Raw genomic sequence first — 23285 nt, forward strand, 5'->3', positions numbered from 1 at the left:
TTTTTACGCGAATGGCCGACCGTGGCTTTAATCACAGTCTCGGCGGCGCTCTGGATGTTGCTGATCGGTTTTTATCAAACGCTTGGAGGATGGATCGTCTGTCCGCTGGCCGCCGTCTTGGCGACCTTGCAGTCCTCCCTGCAACATGAGGTGCTGCATGGGCATCCGACCCGGAACCCCTCGGTCAACGAGGCGCTGGTCTATTTTCCGCTGGCCGTGTTTTTTCCGTTCCGAAGAGTCAAGACCCTTCATCTGCGCCACCACAACAACGACCGGCTTACCGACCCTTACGACGATCCGGAGAGTTTCTATCTAGCCTGGCGGGACTGGACCCGGCTGCCGGCCTTTCTCAAGGTGTTGTTGACGCTCAACAACACGCTGGCCGGCCGGCTCCTGATCGGTCCGGCACTTTCGATCGTCGGTTTCTACGGGTCGGAAATCAGGCTGCTCCGCAAGGGCGCCAAGGGTGTCAGGGGCGCCTGGCTGCATCATCTGGCTGGCCTTGTTCCCGTGCTTGCCTATGCCTGGCTGGTTGGCGGCATGCCGCTCTGGCTGTATGTTTCATGTGTTGCCTATCCCGCCACGAGCTTGCTGATGGTACGTACGTTCGCCGAACACCGGGCCCACGAAAACGCCGAGGCGCGTTCGATCATCGTCGAGTATTGTCCGGTGTTTTCTCTCCTCTTCCTGAACAACAATCTTCACGTGGTGCATCACGCGCATCCGCGAACGCCCTGGTACGAGCTTCCGGCGCTTTACCGGTCGGCGAAGGAAGATTGGCAGCGGCGCAACGACGGTTACGTGTTCGCCAATTACCTTGAGCTGGCGAAAAGCTTTCTGTTCAAGCCGAAGGAACCCGTTCCGCACCCGCTCATGCGATGCGAGGACGACGTTCAGGGAAAGGCCGCAGAGGCGGTGTCTTGAGCGCGCGCGACTGTCTTGAGGTACGCCTGCCGATGTATGACTGGCCGGAGGTTCGTCCGGCGACGGCGAAGCTTGAAAAGGCGCTCGGCAAGGCGTTGGCCGGTCGACTCGGCCTGGCGCCGGAAAGGCTGAAACCCTGGCCGGTCGGCATGGACCTTGGCGAAGCCTGGACCCGGTCGGACCTGTTGTTGACGCAGACCTGCGGGTATCCGCTGACCCATGGGCTCAGGGGCAAGGTCCGGCTTGTCGGTGCGCCGCATTACTCGGCGCCGGACTGCGAGGGCGTCAGTTACCGAAGCCGGATCGTCGTCCGCAAGGACAGTCGTTTCAGAAACCTTGAAGACTTGCGCGGGAGCCGGGCCGTGTTCAACAGCCTCGACAGCCAGTCGGGCATGAATGCCTTTCGTCATGCAATCGCGCCGTTCGCAGGCGGCAAACCGTTTTTCGGGCGTGTGATGGCAACGGGAAGCCATCGGGCTTCCGCAAGCGCGGTCGTCGCGGGAGATGCCGATGTGGCCTGCATCGATTGCGTGTGCTGGCAGCTTATTTGTAACGAGGTCCCGGGCCTCGCGGATCATCTCGATGCGATTGCCGCAACGGCAGCCGTGCCGGGGCTGCCGTTGATCACGTCCCTGCGGTTTTCCGTGGCGGACGAGGCAGCGATTGCGGAAACGGTCGAAGAGGTGTTTTCCGCGCCAGAGACGCGGAAAAGCCGCGAGCGCCTTGGCATTCGCGGCTTTTCCAGACTGTTTTTCGAAGACTATGCGGCAATTCCCGCCATGGAAGACGAAGCCGTGTCCCAAGGCTATCCGGACCTTTTATAGGTCCGGTGAACTGCCCTTAGCGAAAGGTGCGGGAGATCTTCGTCGTTTCACGCAGGCGCAGGGCCTGGTTCATACGGGCCAGTTCCGCAGCGGTGTGTCCGGAAACAACACCCATGAGGTTCGTGCGCAAGGCTTGTGCAAGATAGGTCATAGCGATCCCGATCCTGAATGTCTGGTTGGTCCTTGTGGTCCGCTGCTCTAAAAACGGGCCATCTGCTGCATATATGTGCATAACTTGTCATTCAATCAATCGAATAGTATTCATCTCATCGTTCAAAAAAATTGAATTGAATTTTTGTGGAGGCAAACTTGGAAAAGCTGCCCGGTGCGGGGACACATCTCATCGATATGGAGCTTTACCGCACCTTTCTGGTGATTGCGGAAACGTCCAGTTTTACAAAGGCTTCAGAGCTGATCGGCCGAACGCCTTCGGCGGTTTCGATGCAGATCAAGAAGCTTGAATCAATTCTGGGTGTCGCGGTTTTTGCAAGGGAGGGCCGCACCGTTCGCCTGACCCCGGAAGGCGAGGCTCTGATGGGATATGCGCGGCGCATCCTGATGCTGAACGAGGAAGCGGTGTCGCTGTTTCTGTCGCCCGAGGTGGAGGGGGAGGTGCGGTTCGGCGCGCCGTCCGATTTCGGCACCCGCTTTTTGCCTAATATCCTGTCCCGCTTCGCGCGCTCCCATCCGGGCGTGAATGTGGACGTTCATCTGGACGGCAGTCCGAGACTGGGAGAGTTGGTCACTAAGGGCGAGCTGGATCTGGTGCTTTATACGGCCCGTCCCGGCACGGCCCTCGCGCAGGCCGGGCAAATCGTCTTTACCGAGCCGCTGGTCTGGGTTGGACTGGAAGGGGGCATTGCCTACGAGCGCGACCCCTTGCCGCTCGCGGTTTCGACACCGGGCTGCCCCTGGCGCCGGGCCGCGCGCGTCGCGCTGGACGATGCGCAAAAGCCCTACCGGATTTCCTACACGAGCTTTCACAGCGCAGGCCAGGAAGCGGCGCTGCTCGCCGACCTCGCGGTCGCACCGTTTCCGGCAAGCGTCGCCGGGCCGCCGCTTCAGGTGCTCGACGAGCGCCACGGCCTGCCGACAATCGGCGATTACCACATCATCATGGCGGAGGGGCCGCGCGCGGGCCGCGCCACCCACGCCTTCGCCGAGCATGTCGAGGAGAGCTTCAAGGAGCTCAGTCTTGCCCCGAATGCGGCGTGAACGGTTTGTTGCCGCGATTTCGTTTCCGGAGTGTCACGCGCCGGCAGATCAATGCTGCGGGCACCGGTACACCTGCGAGGGCTTCAGGACAAGATGGAAGTGTTTCATTTTAAGACATTCGTTAACGATGTTCTTTTTCAATCAGTGTACTTCCGGGTGAAATCGGCGGAAAGACTGGCGTAAAAGTTAACGAACAGTTAGGATTCACGGTAAAGAAAGTCCTAACTGTGAGATGCGTCATGACAATTCTTCGCGAAACGCTTCTGGCGGCCGGTCTGGTCGCAGTGCTTGGAACCGCCGCTCATGCGGAAAGCGGAACGATCCGCATCGTGCATGAGGAACCCTATGGCGCGATCGTCACCAAGGAAGCCGGCGTGCTCGTCTTCCGCGGCCTGCCGCCGACCCGCAAGGTCATCGTCAATCCGGACGGCAAGACCCCGCTGGAACTGAAGCAGACCGAAGTCAACGAGACCAACGTGGTGCTGTTCTCCAGCCAGGCCGACTACGCACGGAACCTGGGCGCGAAGATTATCCGGCTCAAGTAAACTGGCGACACCGCGACATTTTTGCGGTGCAATCCTACACGCCATTAGTCATTGCAGGGCTTGACCCTGCAATCCATGCCGTTTCCTGTCCTCAGATTGAAAGACCGGGTCCTGTGGCTGATCCGGCCGGGCCAATATTGGCGTCCTTCAGGTCCGAAATGGAACGGCATGGATGCCATGGTCGAGCCATGGCATGACGAGAAGAGATGTTGTGCGGGGACCTGCGCCTTCACATCCGCATGCGCTCCGCCTTCGGGTCGAACGGCGGCTCGGAGAGGATCGTGGCCTTGCGGCGGTCGCCGAGGATTTCGACTTCGAAGGCACCGGCGCTCGTCTCGCCGGCAAACGCCGCCGGAATGTACCCCTGGGCAAGTGATTTGCCGACGAAATGGGCGTAGCCGCCGGAGGTGATCCAGCCGATCACCTTGCCCTCGTGCCAGACCGGTTCGTCGCCCATGACATCGGCGTCCGCGGCATCGACCGCGAAGCTGACCCTGAGCCGTTTCGGACCTTCGTCGAATTCCTTTGTTGCGGCTGCCTTGCCGATGAAATCGTCCTTCGACAGTTTCACGAAGCGGCCGAGGTCGGCTTCAAAGGGACCGTAGACCGGGCGGAACTCGCGGAACCAGGTGCCGAAGTTCTTTTCAAGGCGCATGGAGAGCAGGGCGCGCATGCCGAAGTTGACGATGCCGAACTCTGCCCCGGCCTCCATCAGGGCTTCGTAGACCTGGCGCTCGTATTCCGGCGTCATCCAGATCTCGTAGCCGAGGTCGCCGGTGTAAGAGATGCGATTGACCTTGCAGGGCGCGTTTGCGACGTCCATCTCGCGGAAGTCCATGAAGCGGAAGGCCGCGTTGGAGACATCCTCGCCGGTGACCTTCGCCAGCACGTCGCGGGCCTTCGGGCCGGCGATGGACAGGCCGACCCAGCCCAGGTTCAGGGCCCGGATCGTGACGGAACCGTCCACCGGCAGATGCTTTTCGAACCAGCGCATGTGATAGACTTCGGCCTGGGACGAACCGAACATGTAGAATTTCTCGTCTGACGCGCGCGCTATGGTGAAGTCGCCGATCAGCTTGCCGTTGTCGTTGAGCATCGGCGTCAGGATGATCCGGCCTATCTTCGGCATGGTGTTGGTCATCAGGCGGTCGAGGTAGGATTCCGCACCCGGGCCGACGATTTCGTATTTGGCGAAGTTCGCGATTTCCGTGATGCCGACGCTTTCGCGCACCGCCCGGCATTCCGCGCCGATGTGCTCGAAGTCGTTGGAGCGGCGGTAGGAGACGATGTCCTTCGCCTCGACGCCTTCAGGCGCGAACCAGAGCGGTGTTTCCAGGCCCCAACTGTCGCCCATGACGGCGCCTTGCGCCAGCATGCGGTCGTAGAGCGGTGTCGTCTGGTGCGGCCTTGCTGCGGGCAGTTCCTCGTTCGGAAAGCGGATGCGGAAGCGGCGGCGGTAGTTCTCCTGCACCTTCTTGTTGGTGTATGAGAGCGTCGCCCAGTCGCCGTAGCGGGCCACGTCCATGCCCCAGATGTCGTAACCCGGGTCGCCGTTGACCATCCAGTTGGCCAGCGTCAGACCAACGCCGCCGCCCTGGCTGAAGCCGGCCATGACGGCGCAGGCGACCCAGTAGTTCCTGAGCCCCCGGACCGGTCCGACAAGCGGATTGCCGTCGGGGGCGAAGGTGAAGGGGCCGTTGATGATCTGCTTGATGCCGGCGTTCTGCAGTGCCGGGAAGTGCTCGAAACCGACCTCCAGTTCCGGCGCGATCCGGTCGATGTCGGGGGCGAGCAGTTCGTGGCCGAAGTCCCAGGGTGTCTGGCGCGGGCTCCAGGGACGGCAGTTCTGCTCGTAGGTGCCGAGCAGGATGCCCTTGCCTTCCTGGCGGGTGTAGATCTCGCCGCCGAAATCGAGAACGCCGATCAGTTCCTTGCCGGTCTCCCTGTTGTGTGTGGTGACCTCTTCCATCTCCTCGGTCAGGAGGTACATGTGTTCCATGGCGAGCAAAGGCAGTTCTAGCCCGACCATGCGGCCGCATTCACGGGCCCAGAGACCGCCGGCGTTGACCACGTGCTCGGCATGGATCGTGCCCTTGTTGGTGATGACATCCCAGGTGCCGTCCGGTGTCTGGACCAGCTCCTCGACCTTGGTGTGCCGGTAAACCGTGGCGCCGTTGACGCGGGCGGCCTTGGCGTAGGCATGGGTGGTGCCGGAAGGGTCGAGATGACCTTCGACGGGATCCCACAGCGCGCCGATGAAGTGCTTCTCCTCCAAGAGCGGGAACATCTTCTTGGCCTCGGAGACGGAGATCAGCTCCAGGTCCATGCCGAGATAGCGGCCCTTGGCCTGGGCGAGGCGCAGGAAATCCATGCGTTCGGGCGTGTCGGCCAGCATGACGCCACCGGTCAGATGCAGCGAGCAGGACTGGCCGGAGATCTCTTCCAGTTCCTTGTAAAGCTCCACCGTATAGGTCTGAAGCTGGGCGACGTTGGGGTCGCCGTTGAGCGTGTGGAAGCCGCCGGCGGCATGCCAGGACGAGCCGGAGGTCAGTTCGTCGCGTTCCACCAGCACCACATCCTTCCAGCCGAGCTTGGTCAGGTGATAAAGCACGCTGCAGCCGACGACGCCGCCACCGATGACAACAACCTGGGTATGGGTCTTCATGAATTTCGCTCCGGAGAGACCCGCTCCTTGATGACGGGTTCAAAGTTCAAAGTGACTGTGAGTTCACGATCAGAAATCGGTCGGCGCACCGCCTTCGGCCTTGCGTTTCTCGACGAAGGCCGTGAGTTCCTCGTCGATCGCCGGGTCGAGGGCAGGCTGCTCGTAGGCTTCAAGCGCCATCTTGTAGAGCCTGTTCGCCTTGTCATGGGCGGTCGGGCTGCCGGCTTCCGCCCAGGTCTCGTAATTGCGCCAGTCGGAGACAATCGGCGCGTAGAAAGCGTCCTTGTACCGGGCCTGGGTGTGCTCCGTGCCGAAGAAATGTCCCGCCGGTCCGACCTCGCGGATCGCCTCCACCGCAAGTGCCTCTTCCGAGACGTCGAGCGGGGTCAGATATTCGGCGATCTTCTGCAAGAGGTCGATGTCGGTGATGAATTTCTCGAACCCGGCGCTCAGGCCGCCTTCCAGCCAGCCCGCCGCGTGCTTTATGAGATTGCCGCCGCCCTTGAGCGCCCCCCAATGCGACAGGGTCGTTTCCAGGGCTGCCTGATAGTCCACGGTGTTTGCGGCGCAGACGCCGGAGGAGCGGTAGGGCAAGTCATTGCGGCGCGCGAGCTGTCCGCCGACAATGGCCGCCTTCATGTATTCCGGCGTGCCGAAGGCCGGCGCGCCGGATTTCATGTCAACGTTCGAGGTGAAACCACCATAGACGACCGGCGCGCCCGGTCGCACGATCTGGGCGAAGGCGATCCCGGCGAGCGCCTCGGCGTTCTGCAGAGTCAGCGCGCCGGCGATGGTGACCGGAGCCATCGCGCCGGCGAGCGTGAAGGGCGTGACGATGGAGACCTGTCCCGCCCTGGCCATTTCGATGAGACCCTGCAGCATGGGGGTGTCGAGGCGCAGCGGGGACGACGTGTTGATGACGGAGGCAACGCACGGGGTGTTGTTGAACTCATCCGGGCTGAGGCCATGGACGATCCGGGTGATCTCCAGCCCGTCGAGATTGCGTTCCTTGCCCAGCGAATAGATGTGATAGACCTTGTCGGTCAGGCGTGCCTGGTCGGCAACGCAGTCGAGGTGGCGGACGGACGCATGGAGGTCCACCGGTTCGACCGGATAGCCCATGGTGCAATGTATGATGTTGAAGAACTGGGCGAGCTTCAGGAAGTTCCGGTAATCCTCCTGGTTGCCCGGTCTGCGGCCCTTGTCCCGGTCCACGGCGTTGGGAGCGCTGGCCACACAGGAAAAGGCGACCGCGTTGCCGCCGATCTGAAGGTCGTGCGCGCGGTTGCGCGCGCGAATGGTGAATTCGCCAGGAGCCCTGGCGACAAGTTCCTCCACCAGCGCGCGGTCCATGCGCACGCGGTCTCCGCCCGGATTCACATCCGCTCCGGCATCCTTCAGAAGTGCCTTTGCCTCCTCGTGCAGGAAGTCGATGCCGATTTCCTCAAGAACGCGCATGGAGGCATCGTGGATCGCTTCGAGCTCGTCGGCGGACACGGCTTCCAGAGGCGGAAAAAGGTTTCTGGGCTGCTTGAACGGTTTTTGCGGAAAAGGGTCGGGACCGGCCTTGTCGCCGCCCCTGCGCCGCCGGCCGCGGCGTGTTGGAGGCAGGGCGCTCAGATTTGCCGTGTCGATGTCAGCCGTCATGGTTTCCGCCGTTGTTGGTCGTCAGGGCGCCGGGACGTGCCATGCGCTCAGGTTTCGCCGGTTCGAACGAAACTAGCGGAGGCAGGGTCTTTTGCGGGCAGTCTGGGAACGACGGTGAGTGCTTCAACTCCGACATCGGGCCGTGCCGGCTGGCCCATGCTGTCTCTGTCGGCAAACTAGAGCTTGACGTCCGCCGTCTTCGAAGCGATCAGGACCGATGAACCTGTCGAAAGGATTTTCCGTGAGCGCGCGGCTTTCAGATTCGGATTTGCTGACTTTTCTGAAGACCCTGCTTCCGGTGACGGACTGGCAGGCGGCGCGCCTGAGACCGTTGCCGGTCAGCTACACCAGCCGCTTCTGGCGCCTGGACACGCCGGACCGCCTCTACATGGTCAAGGAGTTCTTTCCCGGCGCGGAAAACAACCTGCTCTATCCGACCCTGCCGTATCAGGAAGCCGATGCGCTCAGCGGGCTGGCGAAGCACGCTCTTGCTCCGGAGCTTGAGGCCTTCGCGGAAAGTCCCGCCGGAACGCCGGTCCTGATCTATGGCTATGCGCCGCCGGTCTCCGATGAAATCGACGTGGGCGAGGCCGCGGAGCTGATCGGGCGGCTGGCGTCCCTTTCCGGACCGGTGCCGGGTCATCACGAGGTTCCGGCCGGCTTTCACGAGGTCCTTGACCAGGGGGATGCCATGTTGGCGGCCATTCCCGACAGCCGCAAGGCGGTCAACCTGAAGCGGCTGCGCCCGGAGAGCGGTTCGGTGCAGCGATGTCCGGTCGAACGCTTGCTGATCCACCGCAGCTTCTGTCTCGGCACCATTCTGGCGACGGGCGAGGGCGCGCGCCTGATCGACTGGCAATTCGCCGGCCTCGGCGATCCCGTCGAGGATATCGTCTGCTTCGTTTCGCCCGGCCTTGCCACGCTCTACGGCGTTCATCCTCTGGTCGCCCATGCGGAAGACTTGTTCCTGAAGCACTATCCGGACCGGGGTACGGTGAGCCGCTTTCTTGAAGAACGGAGTGCCTATCACTGGCGGTTCGCAGCCTATTGCCTGCTGCGCAACGAGACGCTGATGCTCGAAAACGCTCCCGCCGCGCGGGCCTACGGCCGCGCGCTGGAGGAAGAAGTGGATCTTCTGCTCCGGCTCCGCGGCAGGTAGGCTTGCCTGCGCCGGCGCTGACATCGATCTGTCACACGAGCGCGATAACGGGAAGCATGTCTATCGATCTGATTTCCGTTACAAAATCCTTCGGCTCCCACAAGGCGCTCAACGGCGTTTCCCTGTCCATCGAAGAGGGCACCTTTTTTGTCGTTCTGGGTCCTTCGGGATGCGGCAAGTCGACCTTGCTGCGCGCGATCGCGGGCCTCGAGCCGATCGATGCCGGCGAAATTTCGCTCGACGGTGAGCGTGTCGCGGCCGACAGGTTTCATCTGCCTCCGGAGGACCGGCAGGTGGGAGTGGTGTTTCAGTCCTACGCGCTCTGGCCGCACATGAGTGTCGGCAGCAATGTCGCCTTTCCGCTTGAAACGGCGGGTGAAAAGCGCGGCACGGTCTCTGCCCGCGTCGCGGAGTGTCTGGAGACCGTGGCGTTGACACCGTTCAAGAACCGGAAACCCGCCGAACTCTCCGGCGGCCAGCGGCAGCGGGTGGCGCTCGCGCGCTGCCTCGCCCAGGGCGCCGGCACGGTGCTGATGGACGAGCCGCTCGCCAATCTCGATCCGCATCTGCGCAACGCCATGGAAGAGGAACTGGCGGCCTTTCACAAGGCCAGCGGTGCGACCACGCTGTTCATCACCCACGACCAGCGGGAGGCAATGGCGCTGGCCGACAGGGTCGCGGTGATGTGGGACGGCGAGATCCTGCAGGCCGACGACCCGGACACGCTTTACCGCAGACCCGCCTCGAAGCGCGTCGCGGGTTTCATCGGCCGAAGCACGCTTGTTCCGGCGACGGTCGAAGCGGCGGACGGTCCACGGGCGCAGGTCTCCTTCGCGGGGCTTTCCATTGACGTCGAATGCCGTCCCGGAACCGCTCCCGGCGAGGCGACGCTGCTCATCCGTCCGGAACACGTCGTGCTGGCGACGGGCACGGAAGGGTTCGGCGCGACGGTCGAGCGGACGATTTACCGGGGCGGGCACTGGGAGGTTTTCGTCACCGTCGACGGATCCGGGCAGTCCCTGCTGATGACCCTGAACCGCAAGGCGATGCCCGGCGACCGGCTGCGCCTCGATATCCTGCGCGGATGGGTTTTGCCGGGAGAGTGAAGTCTGTCGTTGGAAGGGCGAGGCCGCTGTTTTCATGCGGACAAGCACCCTCCTTCATTGGAGGCATTTGCATAACGTTGGCGACAAGGGGGCTTTCCATGCCTCCCGGCTCTCGCGCCGCTCGGCCGGGATAACCGGAGTGAGGTGGAAGGCTCCCCAGGTTCAAGCCAAAAACCTCAATCCTTCCAGGGTATCGTGCCTGCGGGAACGCGTCCCGCCAGCATGTTCATCCCCAGCATGATCACCACCGTCGCCAGCACGACCACGGCGGACATGGCCGCGGCGAGCGTGGTGTAGCCACCGTCCTCGTAGTTGAAGATGGTGGTGCCGATGGTCTCGTTGCCGGTGGACCATAGCAGCGCGGAGACGGTGATCTCGTTATAGGCGGTCAGAAAGACCAGGATCGCCCCGGAGGCGGCCGAGGGGGCGGCGAGCGGAGCGAAGATCCTGTTCATGCGGCGGAAGAAGCCGGCGCCCGAAACCCGTGCGGCATCTTCCAGCGACCCGTCCATCTGCAGGAAGGCGGCCGCGACCGGTTTCAGGCCGACGGCGAGAAACACCGAGGCATAGGCGATCAGGATGATCCAGAGCGTGCCGTAAAGCGAAACATTCACGACGGGCAGCGGCCGGATGAAGGCCAGGATGAAGGCGATCGACATGACAAGGCCGGGAACCGCGAAGGCGACTTCCGACTGGGTCAGGGCGAGACCCGCGAGGCGCCTTTTGCCGGCGTGCCTGTGGGTCAGGAAATAGCCAAGGTAAAGGCTGACCACGGCAATGATCGCCGCCGCGATGCCAGCGATCACCGTCGAATTCGCAAAGGCTCTCAAGGTGACAGTCTGGCGCCACAGCACTTCCTGGAAGTTTTCGAACGTCAGCGTGGCCAGGGAGAGCGGCAGGCCGTAGGTCCTGACCAGGGCAGTGGCGAGCAGAGAGGCGGCCGGCAGCACCAGAACGAAACCGACGAAAATCCAGACGGCGGCTTCGACCAGGGGACGCTTGGCGCCGAGAGAAATCGCCAGTGGGTCCTGGGGCAGCCCGATGAGGCTGTTGCGCATGCGCCGCTGCAACAGGCTCTGGACCAGGATCGCGGCGAAGGCGACCAGCGCCAGGATGACGGAAATCACCGCGACGTTCGGCAGGACATCCGGACCGAAGCTGGCCAGCCTGCGCCAGACCAGAACGGGGAGTGTGGTGTAGCGCGCGGGAATGCCGAGCAGGGCGTTGATGCCGAAATTGCCGAGGGCCGCCACGAAGGCCAGGGCGAAGCCGGCAAGAAGCGCGGGAGCCAGCAGCGGCAGGGTGATCCGCCGGAGCATCAGCGCGGCGCGCGCGCCCGAGATTCGCGCGGCATCGGACAGCTCCCTTGGAAAGGAGCGCAGGGAAGCGCGGACCAGCAGGAACACCAGCGGGCTGTGCTGAAGGGTTAGGAGCAGGACAAGGCCCTCGCGCGAATACAGCGGGTGGGTCGAGCCGATCTCCGGTGCCAATCCCAGCCAGCGCAGCACCGGGCTGGCGGGACCGAGCGCCTGGATCCAGGCAATCGCGGTGACATGGGGCGGGATCATCATCGGCAGGAGGATGAGGAAAACGAGCAGTCCCTTGGCGCGAATGTCCGTCAGGCCGACGAGCAGGGCCAGCGCCGTGCCGAGCACCGTTGCCACGAGCGCGGACAGGAAGCTGCTTTCGATGGAGTGCCAGAGAGCGCGCTGAACGGACCGGCTTTGAAACGCCTCCAGGAGCGGGCCGAAATCGAGCCCGGCATCGCTCGTCAGGCCTGTCTTGAACAGGAGCATGAGCGGCAGGCCGCAGATCAGCGTGGCGCCGAGTACGAGCGCGAGGAGGGTGGTTTTTTCGGAGGTTAATGCTGATCGCACTGGTATTCGCTGTCAGTCGAAAACGTCACTCCGGACAATCGCGGCGCTCGCTGCGTGACGATCCGGACACCGGTCATCAGCATGAGCGAAGCGAATACTCCAGCCTTTTGGGACTGGCCGCGCCAGTGCGCGAAATATGTCTGGAGTCCGGATCGGCGTTCGACTGCGTCTCACTTGTCCGGAATGACCAAAAAAGAAGGCAGCGCGGAGAATGTCCGCGCTGCTTTTCGTCTAAATGGCCTTAGCCGCCGAAGATCTCGGTGAACTTGATCTTGTTGGCCTGATCCTGGTCCAGGGCCTGGGACGGATCGAAGTCCATCAGCTTGATCTGGTCGCGGGCCGGGAAGCCTTCGGGAGCCTCAACGGCCGGGTGGGCCGGCAGGTAGCCCTGGGACGCGGCCAGCTTCTGGCCTTCCTCGGAGATCAGGAAGTCGACGAAAGCCTTCGCGGCGTCCGGGTTCTGCGCGGTGGACAGGATGGCGACCGGCTCGGTGACAGCGGAAACGCCTTCTTCCGGGAAGACGAACTCAACCGGAGCGCCTTCCAGCTTGTTGCGGATCGGCAGGAAGTCGACGACGAAACCGTAGAGTTTCTCGCCGCCGGCAACTGCCTTGTAGGTGCCGCCGTTGCCGCCTTGCGGGTTGGCACCCTGCTCGGCGAGACCTTCATAGAAAGCCCAGCCAAGACCCGGATTGGAGGTCAGGGCAGCCATGTGAATGGTCGCTGCGCCGGAGGTCAGCGGCGACGGCATTGCGATCTTGTCCTTGGCTTCCGCTTTCAGCAGGTCCTTGTAGGACGCCGGCTTCATCGGCGCGCTGGTGTTGTAGACGATGCCGGTGGTGATCAGCTTGGTGGAGAAGTAGGTCTTGTCATCGTCCATGATGGCCGGATCGTAGGCGGAGACGTCCGCGCCTTCGTGAGCCATCAGGCGGCCTTCCTTCTTCAGGCCTTCCATGGTGACCATATCGGCAATCAGCAGAACGTCAGGCTTCGGTGCGCCGGCTTCGAATTCAGCGCGCAGTTTCGCCATCATCTTGGTGGTGCCGTCGCGAACCCACTCGACTTCGACACCCGGGTGCTTGGCGGTGAAGGCATCCACGGTCGCCTGGGCGTCCGCGTTCGGCTGGGAGGTGTAGAGAACGAGCTTGCCTGTTACGTCGTCGGCATGCGCGGGGGCATAGGTCGCGGCCAGGAGACCGGCGGCGATCAGAAGCTTTTTCATAAGACAGATCCTTATGGGTTGAACCATAAAATGACGTTGCGAATGATCGTCGCCTATCATCTGAGTGTGACAGTTTTATTCGAGATCTGCGTAATTCTGCCTATTGGTGATCTGGCTAAATGGTTTGAGGGTCGTTTTCGGAAACCGCCGTGCACGGAGCGCGGCCGCGCGGTCTTGTGACGAAGCACGCGCGTCCGGCTCAAGCGCATTCATGAGTAGCCGAGACAGGTGCCTTCTGAAACCAGATCCAGACCGTGCGTCTTGTCTTCCAGGGCGGCGGGCAGTCCGGCGACCGGTTCCAGGTAAAGCGCAAAGGTGGAGTGATGGAGCGGCAGGACCTTGCGGGGCTTGAGAGCCTCGACGAAATCGGCGACGTGATGCGCGCTCATGCTGATCTGCCCTAACGCTCCGGTGGTGCCAACCCCTCCCATATGCGGGATAAAGATGTCCGGGGTGCCCAATGGCCTAACGGCGTCCAGAACCCTCGGCGTGGGGAATGTGTCGCCCGTCCAGTAGACCGTCTTTGTCCAGTTCCCGTTGCGAAACGTCAGCCAGTAGCCGTTGCCGGGACCGAGCAGGCGCGCGATTTCCGGGTCTTCCGAATGATCCGCCGGAATCGCCTTGAGTGAAATTTCCACTTCACCCTTGTTCAGAACGAAACTCCGGCCCCAGTCGGCCTGTCGGACGTTCGTGAAGCCTTTCGCCGAGAGTCTGGCGGTGTCATGAGCAGGAACGAAGAAGGGCATGTCCTTCGGGATCGACTGTTCCGCCTTCTGGTCGAAATGATCTTCGTGCATATGGGAAAGAACCACGTAATCCACCCGGCCAAGGTCAACTCCCGGAAAAGGTGTCAGGCGTTCGTGAAAAACGACGTTCGGTCCCTTGGAAAGGTCGAACATCTCATTCGGATCGCCCATGCGAAAGGCTTCCTTGCCGTCTCCGAATGCCGGGTCGGTCAGCAAGGTGAGGCCGCCGAAAGCGATCAGCATGGTCGCTCCGCCGAGCCAGGTGATTTCGAGACGGGTTTCATTTTCGGGAGCGTTGCCCCGGCTGCTGGACGTTGCGCTCAGGAGCGCTGGTGCCGCAAGTGCCGTCGCCCCGGCAGATTTCAGGAAATTGCGCCGTTTCATTCAGATTGCCTCTTCAACCGTTTTGTCTTTGGCTGAGGTAGATCGTTCGAATTGTTCGCGGTAGTCAGGTAAACATGCACACTCTGACTGGGAAATTCGTTCAATGACGGCGCTCTCACACCTGGAAACCTTCATCGAGGTCGCGGCGTCCGGCAGTTTCGCGGGGGCCTCCCGTCATCTCGGTCTGCCCAGGTCCACGGTTACGGCGCGGATAAAGTCCCTTGAGGAGGAATTGGGCGTCGCGTTGTTTCAGCGCACCACCCGGCAAGTGCGCTTGACGCCGGAAGGAGAGAGTTACCTTTCGAAGGTCCAGCCAGCGATGGTGGAACTCAAGGAAGCGGGGGAGCAGTTGAAGTCGGCGCTGGCACCCCAGGGTCTGGTGCGCTTGTCCGTTCCGGTTGACCTGCCGCTCGACAAGATGGCGGACGCAATGACGTCGTTTAACGCTCGCTATCCGGATGTCCGGATCGAGGTGCACATCAGCGACCGGCCGGTCGACCTGACCGGCGAGCGCTTCGATTTCGCTCTTCGTGGCAACCGTGCCGCTTCCGAAAACGTGGTTGTCCGCAAGATCGCTTCCAGTCCGCTTCTACCCGTCGCCCGTCCGGAGCTGTTGGCGGGAGCCTCGTTTGATGCGCTTCTGGCGGAAGGCCGCGTCCTCGACCCTGCCGGCGCCATGGGGGAAACGGAGTGCAGCGGGTCTACCGCCGTATTCCGCACCCGGAACCTCCAATTGGTTCGCGCGCTGGTTCTGACAGGGAGTGTCGCCGCGGTCCTGCCGAGGTCCATGTGCGAAGACCTTCTGGAGACCGGCGAGCTTGTGGAGACAGGTTATCCAGCTCCTTTGCCGGACCTGTCACTCTATGCCGTGCTTCCCTCCAGGCGGTTCGTTCCCAAACGCGTGCGGCTGCTGGTCGATCATCTTGCAAAGGTTTTCCGCTGAGCGCCTGTTTCCCGTTTCCGGTTACGGGCAGGCCATTGCCGTTGTTCGGCGGCTCGGCTATCACCGGGACACGTAGTTCAATCGATTGTAGAAAGGCGCTGTTCATGAGCTCTAAAGACACGGTCGCGGAAATCGGCCTGATCGGTCTCGGCACGATGGGAGGCAATCTGGCGCTCAACATCGCCGAAAACGGATTCCGGATCGCGGTTTTCAACCGCACGTCCGAAAAGACCGACCAGTTCATGGCCAAGGCCGGGGATCTTGCGGACAGGCTGGTGCCGACTAAAACGCTTGAAGACTTCGTGGCCTCGCTTCAGCCGCCGCGCGCGGTGATCCTGATGGTGCCGGCCGGAGAGGCCGTCGACGCGCAGATTGCTGCCTTGCGTCCACTGCTCGGTGACGAAGATCTGATCATCGACGCCGGTAACGCGAATTATCACGACACCAACCGCCGGGCGGAAGAGGCGGCAGAAAAAGGTCCGCGCTTCATGGGAATCGGCGTGTCGGGCGGCGAGGAAGGCGCCCGTTTCGGTCCGTCGATCATGGGCGGAGGAGCAAGAGACGCCTGGAACCGGGTCGGGCATATCCTCGAGGCCATTTCCGCGAAATACGAGGACGTCCCCTGTGCGGCCTATCTGGGCGAGGCCGGGGCCGGCCACCTCGTCAAGACCGTTCACAACGGCATCGAATATGCCGACATGCAGATGATCGCGGAAGTCTACGGCGTCATGCGCGACGGTTTCGGCATGACCGCGAACGAGATTGGCGATGTTTTCGAGACCTGGAACGGCGGTATCCTGCAGTCCTACCTGATCGAAATCTCTTCCAAGGTTGCAAAAACGGCCGATCCGGAAACGGGCAAGCCGATGCTGGACATCATCCTGGACCGGGCGGGGCAGAAGGGCACCGGCCGCTGGACCGCCATCGAGGCGCTCATGCTCGGAACGCCGGCGAGTGCGATCGAGGCGGCCGTCGCCGTGCGCAACATGTCGGCGCGGCTCGATGACCGGAAGGCGGGCGAGGCCGCGTTCGGCCCAGCACCTCAAAGCATGGAGCGAGCGGCGGGGAGCATCAACGCCCTGGAGGCGGCACTGGTCGCCGGCAAGATCGTTTGCTACGCGCAGGGTTTCGGTCTGATCCTGGAGGCGGCGAAGCAATATGGCTGGGCTATGCCGCTGCCGGAGATCGCGAAGATCTGGCGCAACGGCTGCATCATCCGTTCCGCCATGCTGAACGACATGTCGTCGGCCCTTGCGGACGATGCAAGCCGGAATCTGATGCTGGCTCCGTTCTTCCGCGACAAGCTGAAGGAAACGGAGGCGAGCCTGCGCCGCATGGTGGCCGAGGCCGCTCTCCACGGTCTGCCGGTTCCGGCGCTTTCGGCCGCACTTTCCTATTTCGACATCATGCGTACGGGGCGTTCCACCGCCAACATGCTTCAGGGCCAGCGCGACTTTTTCGGTGCGCACGGGTTCGAGCGCACCGACAGAGACGGCGGCGGCTTCCACGGCCCCTGGGCGATGGGGTGAGGGCAAGCCGCTTCAAGACGGAAGGGCCCCGCGGAGCGCGGGGACTTCCGGTCAGGTCCCGGCCTGTAGCCCCGTGTCGAGCAACGCCTTGATCTGGGCCTCGCCGGTTCCGGCAACGATCCGGCCGAGTTCTTTATCGCCTTTCAGAACCAGCAGTGTGGACCGGCGCGGGATTTTCCGCGATGTCGTGACCGCGTGGCCGCGGTAATCGTCCCAGTCGACCCGGACAAACACGATGGCGTCGTTATAGGCCGGGTTTGACGAGCGCAATGCGTTGATCACCCGTTCCTGGCGGGCGCAGGTGCCGCACCAGCTGGCGGCGTAGTCGACGAAGACTGTCTTGCCGGCCGCAAGCTGTTCTTCGATCAGTCCGGGCGTGTAGGCAAGTGTGTCGCTGGCCTGGCCGGGCGCGGGCAAGAGCGTTGCCATCAGGCCGGCGAAAACGGTCGAGACGAGGAAATTGCGACGGTTCATCATGTATCCTTTCCGGTTGTAGGTCAGAAGCGCACGGAGAGATCCTGCAGCCAGACCGGCAACACGCCGATGGCCCAGGCGTCGATCATGTGATGGACGTTGAAAAGCAGCAGGAGGCCGACCGTCAGGAAAATGCCTCCCATGACGGGTTTGGACTTTTCGGCCAGTCCCTTGAGACTGTCGGCCCGGCGGCGGAGGGTTTCGCGAGCGCCCAGTCCGAGACCCACGATCAAGGTGGACACTCCGAGGGCGAAGAAGCACATGATCAGTGCGGCCCAGAGAAGGTTCTGCCCCTGGGAGGCAAGGGCGATCGCGCCGCCGAGCGTCGGGCCGATGCAGGGCGACCAGACAACCCCGAGCAGTGCGCCGCCCAGAAACTGGCCGCGCAGACCGCTCATGTCGGTAGCCTGCATTTTCTGTCCCGCGGATCCGGAAAGTCCGGCGGCGGCCAGTTCGAACCTGTGCGCAAAAGCCGGGACGAGCAGAACAAGGCCGAAGGCGATCATCAGAACGGCGCCGATCTTCGACATGACCTCCTCGGTCAGGCCGATGGCATAGCCGAGTGTCGCGACAAGCATGCCGACCACGACAAAGGAGACGCTCATCCCCGCGGCCAGGGCCACCGGCGCGCGGCGGTCCGCGCTGAGGGCGGAGGCGAGCACGATCGGAAGGACCGGTAGAACGCAGGGATTGATGAGCGTCAACAGCCCGGCAAGATAGGCAAGCGGCAATTCAAGCATGTGATCGGTGCGGCCTCTGGCTGGCTTTGTCGTGATGCAGATGCCCGGCTGCCGCCAGGCGGTTCATGCACCTAGATAGGCCGGCCTGTCACCGCTGTCCGCTAACGCTTCATCACAACTGCGTTGGCTGTTTTCCGACCGCCGGGCACTGGCTACTGCGCGAGACCCAGGGCTGCCATGTTGGCGATCGACGCGGGCAGGCCGGAATGGTCGCGCAGCTCGACGATCAGGCGCGGGGCGCTCTCGAGTTTCGCAAGGGCTCCGAACACCGCGTGCCAGTTGATGGTGCCTTCGCCGAGTGTCCAGTGGCGATCGGCATAGCCGTCGGCGTCCTGCAGGTGGATGTGGCGTAGGCGGTTGCCGGCGGCCTTGACGTAGTAGTCGACCGGAGGTGCGCCCGTCGAACCGTGGGCATAATGGGCATGGCCGGTGTCGATGGAGATCTTGACCGCCTCGGAACCGAAGCTTTCCGCCAGTTCGATGCGGGCGTAAGGGTCCTTGTCCTCGATGTTCTCGATAACCAGTTCGCAACCGATCTCCCCGGCGCGTTTGACCGCGTCCTGCATGGTCAGATGGCAGAGCTCGATCTTCTTCGCGCGGGCGTTTTCATAGTTGTCGAGATTGTTGTGGTCCCAGGTCGAATAGGGGCTGTGCACGACCATGTGGGTTCCGCCAAGCGCTTCGCAAACCTCAAGCCCTTGCAAGAGCCGCTTTCTGACGACCTCCCGGACATCGACATCCATGCTGTCGACGGAAAAGCCGAAGAAGGGGCCATGAATTCCGACCCGGCCTTCGTGTCCGTCCAGCAGCGTCCTTGCCCGGTCCACGAGAGGCTGCCAGTCGCCGTTCAGAACCTCGCCCGGCCAGAAATCCTGCAGTTCGAGATCCCGCGGCTTGTCGAGCATCAGCTTGCGGTGGGTTTCGAGCGTGTTGACGTTGAGCGCGGCGCCAAGAATGGGAAGGTCTGTCATGAAACACCTATGGTCAGAACGGAAAGGCTGTCCGCCTGATACGGTGTTGTTCTTGACACTATTGCGACGTGGGGCAGGCGCTCCGACGATATCCACGTTTGCGGTGGCCACAGCCGGAAACGCGGACGCGATTACGGCGCGGGGAGAAGGAGCCGCTCAGGCCGCGAAAACGCCCGTTTCGTCGGCGAACCCCTTGATTTCGATCGGATTGCCAGACGGATCCCTGAAAAACATCGTGCTTTGTTCGCCCGGTTCTCCCTCGAACCGGACAGTCGGGGCGATCACGAACGCAAGACCGGCATCGGTGAGCCTGGCGGCAAGCGCCTTCCAGGCGGGCATGTCGAGGACGGCGCCCAGGTGCGGCATGGGTACCATATGGTCTCCGACCTTGCCCGTGTTCGTCGTCTTGAACGGTTCGCCGAGGTGGAGCGAGATCTGATGACCGAAGAAATTGAAATCCACCCAGGTTTCCGTGCTCCTGCCTTCCTGGCACCCAAGGAGCCCGCCATAGAATGCGCGTGCCTCGTTCAGATCCGTGACGTGAAAGGCGAGGTGAAAGCAGGGGTGCATGCGTGGCTCCATGTCCTTGATCGGGAAGACAGGCTTCGGAAGAGTATAAGGGCTTTGTATCAAGCGTTACCGCTCGTGACACTCGGTTTGTATCAATTGCTCTTTGAAAAGCCGACAGGAGAACGGGCGGGTGAGGCAGTCGGCACACCTTCTTCCGGCAACGGGCAATCGCGTCTGCCGGTTTCGCAAGGCGCCGCTTCGGAGAATCAAATTCGTAAATAAAGTTCGGCAGGTGACGATAACCCGCACGAAAATGTCGTATGCAGGCATATCAAGGAAATAAACGGCATGAATGCTACCTAGGTGCATGCTAGACGGTTGTGCTAACGGCTGCATAATGCAATGGTATTGCCGTTAATCCCACTGCCGGTTTGAAATACCGGTCATGACCTTTTCCCTTGCAGGCCGGGTCATGAAATTGGGTTTGGAGCAAGAGTAGCGTAAATGCACCTGGAAAAGGCAAAATTCAAAAGAAAAAATTTTGTTGTCTGTTCGGGTAAATTTCGCTCATTGCTAACGTTACTTTTCCAACGGATGCGCCGGCGAATGAATACTTTTGAAAAAGCGTCCGCTCGCTGCGCCCAAGTCACACTCACGCATACAAGCTGCACAGGAGTACCCTCATGAAAAAATTGTTTGTTTCGGTCGCCGCGACCGCTCTGATCGGCATGGCGTCCAGCGCCATGGCGGAAGACTGCGGTACGATCACAGTTGCGGAAATGAACTGGGCATCCGCCGGAGCGATCGCGCACATCGACAAGATCATTCTGGAAAACGGCTATGGCTGCACGGTCGAGCTGGTGACAGGCGACACCATGCCTACGTTCACGTCCATGAACGAAAAAGGCGAGCCGGACATGGCGCCCGAGCTGTGGATCAACGCCATTCGCGAGCCGCTCGACAAGGCTGTCGCGGAAGGCTCGCTGATCATCGGCGGGGAAGTCCTTAACCAGGGCGGTGTCGAAGGCTTCTGGGTTCCGACCTATATCGCGGAAGCGAACGACATTCACACCATTGCGGACGTCAAGAAGCATCCGGAACTGTTCCCGGGCGCTGAAGACGAAAGCAAGGGCGCGTTCTTCACCTGCCCGACCGGTTGGAACTGCCGTATCACCACCGGCAATCTGTTCCGTGCCTTCGGTTTCGAAGACGCAGGTTTCGAGCTTGTCGACTCCGGGTCCGCGGCCGGCCTCGACGGATCCCTGGCGCGCGCTTACGAGCGGAATGAAGGCTGGCTCGGTTACTATTGGGCGCCGACAGCGATCCTCGGCAAATACGACATGACCCTGCTCGACTTCGAAGTCGAACACAACAAGGAAGAGTGGGACAAATGCACCTCGATCGAGGACTGCCCGGATCCGAAGCCGAATGCCTGGTCCAAGTCCGAGGTTTTCACCGTTGTGACCGACGAGTTCTCCGAAAAGGCGGGGCCGACCATGGACTACATCAAGGGCCGGACCTGGGATAACAACACCGTCGGCAAGGTTCTGGCCTGGATGAGCGACAACCAGGCGACCAATGAAGACGGCGCCTACTACTTCCTGGAAAACTACGAGGACGTCTGGACCAAGTGGGTCTCGCCGGAAGTGGCGGAAAAGGTCAAGGCAGCCCTTTGATCCGCTGATGTCAAGAAACGGAGCCCGCGTTCAAAACGCGGGCTCTTCACTATGGGGCACAAAATACCATCGGGACGAATAAGATGGACTGGATAGAATTTCCCTCGCTTAGTCGGGGCACCTTGAGGGACATACGCGTCACAATTGACGGCGGCTTTAGAGAATTTACCCGTACCTACGGCGAGATGCTCGAAAGAGCGACCGAGCCGCTGGAAGATTTTCTCGTTTTCCTCGAACACCTTCTGATCGAATCCCCCTGGCCTATCGTGCTGGTGGTCCTGGTCGGCATCGTGTTTTTGATGAGCCGCAACGTGAAGATCACTGCGGGCTCATTCGTGGCGCTTGTGTTGATCGGTGTGTTCGGCATGTGGGAGGACACCATGCGCACCATCGCCATGGTGACCGTGTGCACCATGCTCGCGATCTTCCTCGGAATTCCGATCGGCATTCTGATGGCGCGCTCCGACAAGTTCCAGAGCATCGTCAATCCGGTCCTCGACCTGATGCAGACCATGCCCGCCTTCGTCTATCTCATCCCGGTGGTGATGATCTTCGGCCTCGGCAAGGTGCCGGGTCTCATCGCCATCGTCATCTATGCAATTCCACCGATGATCCGCCTGACCAACCTCGGCATCAGGCTTGTCGATCCGGATGTTCTGGAAGCGGCTGACGCCTTCGGGTCCAGCGCCCGCCAGAAACTGGTGAACGTGCAGCTCCCGCTTGCCTTGCCGACGATCATGGCCGGGATCAACCAGACCATCATGATGGCGCTGGCCATGGTTGTCGTTGCCGCGCTGATCGGCGTGAAGGGGCTCGGTCAGCCAGTGCTCAACGCGATCGCCAACCAGTATTTCACCATGGGCGTGATGAACGGTCTGGCCATCGTCGCCATCGCGATCATCTTCGACCGGGCAACGCAGGCCTACGGCAAGCGTCTCCAGAAGCATTCGGAGGTGATCCATGGCTGAGGCAACCGGCATCGAAATCAAGAGCCTTTACAAGATCTTCGGGCCGAACGGCGCGGAGATGGTGCAGAAGATCAAGGACGGCATGTCCAAGGCCGAGCTCAACGAGCAGTTCAACCATGTGCTCGGCCTGAACGACATCAACATCTCCATGCCCGGCGGCAAGATCCAGGTGGTCATGGGGCTCTCTGGATCCGGCAAATCGACGCTGATCCGGCACATCAACCGGCTGATCGATCCGACGGCGGGGGAGGTGCTCTATGGCGGCGAGGACGTCTGCCAGATGTCGGAGAAGGAACTGCGCGAATTCCGCCGTCACAAGACGGCGATGGTGTTCCAGAAATTCGCGCTTCTGCCCCACCGCACAGTGATGAAGAACACCGTTTACGGACTGGAAATCCAGGGCGTGCCGATGAAGGAAGCCGAAGAGCGGGCGGCCCGCTGGATCGACCGCGTCGGCCTGTCGGGCTTCGAGGACCATTATCCGAACCAGCTGTCGGGCGGTATGCAGCAGCGCGTGGGCCTTGCCCGGGCGCTGACCAACGACGCCGACATCCTGCTGATGGATGAGGCCTTCTCCGCTCTCGATCCGCTGATCCGCATGGACATGCAGACGGTGCTGCTGGATCTTCAGGAAGAGCTGCACAAAACCATCGTGTTCATCACCCACGATCTGGACGAGGCGCTCCGGCTTGGCGACAAGATCGCCATTCTGCGCGACGGGGCGGTGATCCAGCAGGGTACGGGGCAGGACATCGTCCTTAATCCGGCCGATGCCTATATCGCCGACTTCGTCAAGGAGGTGAACCGGGGTCGCGTCATCCTCGTGGATACGGTGATGGACAGGACGAGGACGCTCGAAGGCGGGTTGACCGTTTCCAGCGGGATCATGCTCGAGGAGGCGGCCAAGACCTTTGCGGAGTCCGGCGAAGGGGAACTGAGCGTCGTCAATGGCGACGGAGCGCCTCTGGGTGTCCTGAACATTCAGGACGCCATCACGGCCATGGTTACGCCCGCAACGCATTGACCGGTCGGAAACGGCAAAACAAAGCCCCGGAGCAATCCGGGGCTTTTTTCTGGCAAACCCTCCGACGGTCATTCCGGTTCAAGCGATGCCGCTTTGCGGCACGTTGCCTGGAAGGACGTGATGAGGTTCATCAGCA

General features: G+C 61.8%; 21 protein-coding genes. 11 read left to right on the forward strand and 10 right to left on the reverse strand.

All coding sequences use genetic code 11. The annotated features are described in order from the left end of the window. Positions 1–21: 21 nt before the first annotated feature. Together JF539_RS15555 and JF539_RS15560 are read left to right on the forward strand one after the other, a co-directional pair. Positions 22–924 (forward strand): fatty acid desaturase, encoded by a 903-nt coding sequence (locus tag JF539_RS15555; protein ID WP_209017343.1) that lies wholly within the window; start codon positions 22–24, stop codon positions 922–924. Next, a complete protein-coding gene (locus JF539_RS15560) occupies positions 921–1748 on the forward strand; it encodes a phosphate/phosphite/phosphonate ABC transporter substrate-binding protein (protein WP_209017344.1) in 828 nt (275 codons plus the stop codon). The genes JF539_RS15555 and JF539_RS15560 overlap by 4 nt, the downstream gene beginning before the upstream one ends. Positions 1749–1764: 16 nt before the next feature. Here JF539_RS15560 and JF539_RS27915 read toward each other — a convergent pair whose 3' ends face one another. Beyond that, on the reverse strand, positions 1765–1899 hold the full coding sequence (locus tag JF539_RS27915; protein ID WP_268957562.1) for a hypothetical protein: 135 nt from the start codon (positions 1897–1899) through the stop codon (positions 1765–1767). Between the two features lie 158 nt (positions 1900–2057). On the opposite strand from JF539_RS27915, the gene JF539_RS15565 reads away from it, so the two are divergent. Together JF539_RS15565 and JF539_RS15570 are read left to right on the forward strand one after the other, a co-directional pair. Then, positions 2058–2963, forward strand: coding sequence for a LysR family transcriptional regulator (locus JF539_RS15565; protein WP_207141625.1), 906 nt, complete (start codon positions 2058–2060; stop codon positions 2961–2963). 239 nt (positions 2964–3202) lie between these two features. After that, complete coding sequence (locus tag JF539_RS15570) at positions 3203–3508, forward strand: hypothetical protein (protein ID WP_207141626.1); 306 nt, start codon at positions 3203–3205, stop codon at positions 3506–3508. 229 nt (positions 3509–3737) lie between these two features. Here JF539_RS15570 and JF539_RS15575 read toward each other — a convergent pair whose 3' ends face one another. After that, positions 3738–6173, reverse strand: coding sequence for a GcvT family protein (locus JF539_RS15575; protein ID WP_207141627.1), 2436 nt, complete (start codon positions 6171–6173; stop codon positions 3738–3740). Between the two features lie 69 nt (positions 6174–6242). Continuing rightward, a complete protein-coding gene (locus JF539_RS15580) occupies positions 6243–7820 on the reverse strand; it encodes a trimethylamine methyltransferase family protein (RefSeq protein WP_207141628.1) in 1578 nt (525 codons plus the stop codon). Positions 7821–8088: 268 nt separating this feature from the next. On the opposite strand from JF539_RS15580, the gene JF539_RS15585 reads away from it, so the two are divergent. Beyond that, positions 8089–8979 (forward strand): phosphotransferase, encoded by an 891-nt coding sequence (locus JF539_RS15585; RefSeq protein WP_209017345.1) that lies wholly within the window; start codon positions 8089–8091, stop codon positions 8977–8979. Between the two features lie 56 nt (positions 8980–9035). Next, on the forward strand, positions 9036–10085 hold the full coding sequence (locus JF539_RS15590; RefSeq protein ID WP_207141630.1) for an ABC transporter ATP-binding protein: 1050 nt from the start codon (positions 9036–9038) through the stop codon (positions 10083–10085). A 176-nt stretch (positions 10086–10261) separates the two neighbouring features. On the opposite strand, the gene JF539_RS15595 is transcribed toward JF539_RS15590, so the two are convergent. From JF539_RS15595 to JF539_RS15605, 3 genes are all read right to left on the reverse strand, one after another. Then, positions 10262–11962, reverse strand: coding sequence for an ABC transporter permease (locus JF539_RS15595; RefSeq protein ID WP_207141631.1), 1701 nt, complete (start codon positions 11960–11962; stop codon positions 10262–10264). Between the two features lie 241 nt (positions 11963–12203). Next, complete coding sequence (locus tag JF539_RS15600) at positions 12204–13184, reverse strand: ABC transporter substrate-binding protein (RefSeq protein ID WP_207141632.1); 981 nt, start codon at positions 13182–13184, stop codon at positions 12204–12206. Between the two features lie 209 nt (positions 13185–13393). Continuing rightward, the gene (locus tag JF539_RS15605) at positions 13394–14314 is read right to left on the reverse strand and encodes an MBL fold metallo-hydrolase (protein ID WP_207141633.1); all 921 of its coding nucleotides are present in this window, start codon (positions 14312–14314) and stop codon (positions 13394–13396) included. Positions 14315–14417: 103 nt separating this feature from the next. Here JF539_RS15605 and JF539_RS15610 point away from each other — a divergent pair, with 103 nt between their 5' ends. Together JF539_RS15610 and gndA are read left to right on the forward strand one after the other, a co-directional pair. After that, positions 14418–15257 (forward strand): LysR family transcriptional regulator, encoded by an 840-nt coding sequence (locus tag JF539_RS15610; RefSeq protein WP_207141634.1) that lies wholly within the window; start codon positions 14418–14420, stop codon positions 15255–15257. Positions 15258–15361: 104 nt separating this feature from the next. Next, positions 15362–16786: an NADP-dependent phosphogluconate dehydrogenase gene (gene gndA, locus JF539_RS15615; protein ID WP_207141635.1), complete on the forward strand. Its 1425-nt coding sequence runs from the start codon at positions 15362–15364 to the stop codon at positions 16784–16786. A 51-nt stretch (positions 16787–16837) separates the two neighbouring features. Here the strand turns inward: gndA and JF539_RS15620 are convergent, their stop codons facing one another. The 4 genes from JF539_RS15620 to JF539_RS15635 all read right to left on the reverse strand — a co-directional run bounded on the left by JF539_RS15620 (position 16838) and on the right by JF539_RS15635 (position 19541). Further along, on the reverse strand, positions 16838–17263 hold the full coding sequence (locus JF539_RS15620) for a thioredoxin family protein (protein ID WP_209017346.1): 426 nt from the start codon (positions 17261–17263) through the stop codon (positions 16838–16840). A gap of 20 nt (positions 17264–17283) precedes the next feature. Continuing rightward, a complete protein-coding gene (locus JF539_RS15625; protein WP_207141636.1) occupies positions 17284–18000 on the reverse strand; it encodes a cytochrome c biogenesis CcdA family protein in 717 nt (238 codons plus the stop codon). A 152-nt stretch (positions 18001–18152) separates the two neighbouring features. After that, positions 18153–18971: a sugar phosphate isomerase/epimerase family protein gene (locus tag JF539_RS15630; protein WP_207141637.1), complete on the reverse strand. Its 819-nt coding sequence runs from the start codon at positions 18969–18971 to the stop codon at positions 18153–18155. A gap of 156 nt (positions 18972–19127) precedes the next feature. Next, on the reverse strand, positions 19128–19541 hold the full coding sequence (locus JF539_RS15635; RefSeq protein WP_207141638.1) for a VOC family protein: 414 nt from the start codon (positions 19539–19541) through the stop codon (positions 19128–19130). Between the two features lie 623 nt (positions 19542–20164). On the opposite strand from JF539_RS15635, the gene JF539_RS15640 reads away from it, so the two are divergent. The 3 genes from JF539_RS15640 (at position 20165) to JF539_RS15650 (ending at position 23149) form a co-directional block, all read left to right on the forward strand. After that, positions 20165–21157, forward strand: coding sequence for an ABC transporter substrate-binding protein (locus JF539_RS15640; RefSeq protein ID WP_207141639.1), 993 nt, complete (start codon positions 20165–20167; stop codon positions 21155–21157). 83 nt (positions 21158–21240) lie between these two features. Beyond that, a complete protein-coding gene (locus JF539_RS15645) occupies positions 21241–22125 on the forward strand; it encodes an ABC transporter permease (RefSeq protein WP_207141640.1) in 885 nt (294 codons plus the stop codon). Then, a complete protein-coding gene (locus tag JF539_RS15650) occupies positions 22118–23149 on the forward strand; it encodes a quaternary amine ABC transporter ATP-binding protein (RefSeq protein WP_207141641.1) in 1032 nt (343 codons plus the stop codon). The genes JF539_RS15645 and JF539_RS15650 overlap by 8 nt, the downstream gene beginning before the upstream one ends. The last annotated feature ends 136 nt before the right edge of the window (positions 23150–23285 follow it).

It is taken from the genome of Roseibium aggregatum, from assembly GCF_017309185.1.
Lineage (GTDB): Bacteria > Pseudomonadota > Alphaproteobacteria > Rhizobiales > Stappiaceae > Roseibium > Roseibium aggregatum_B.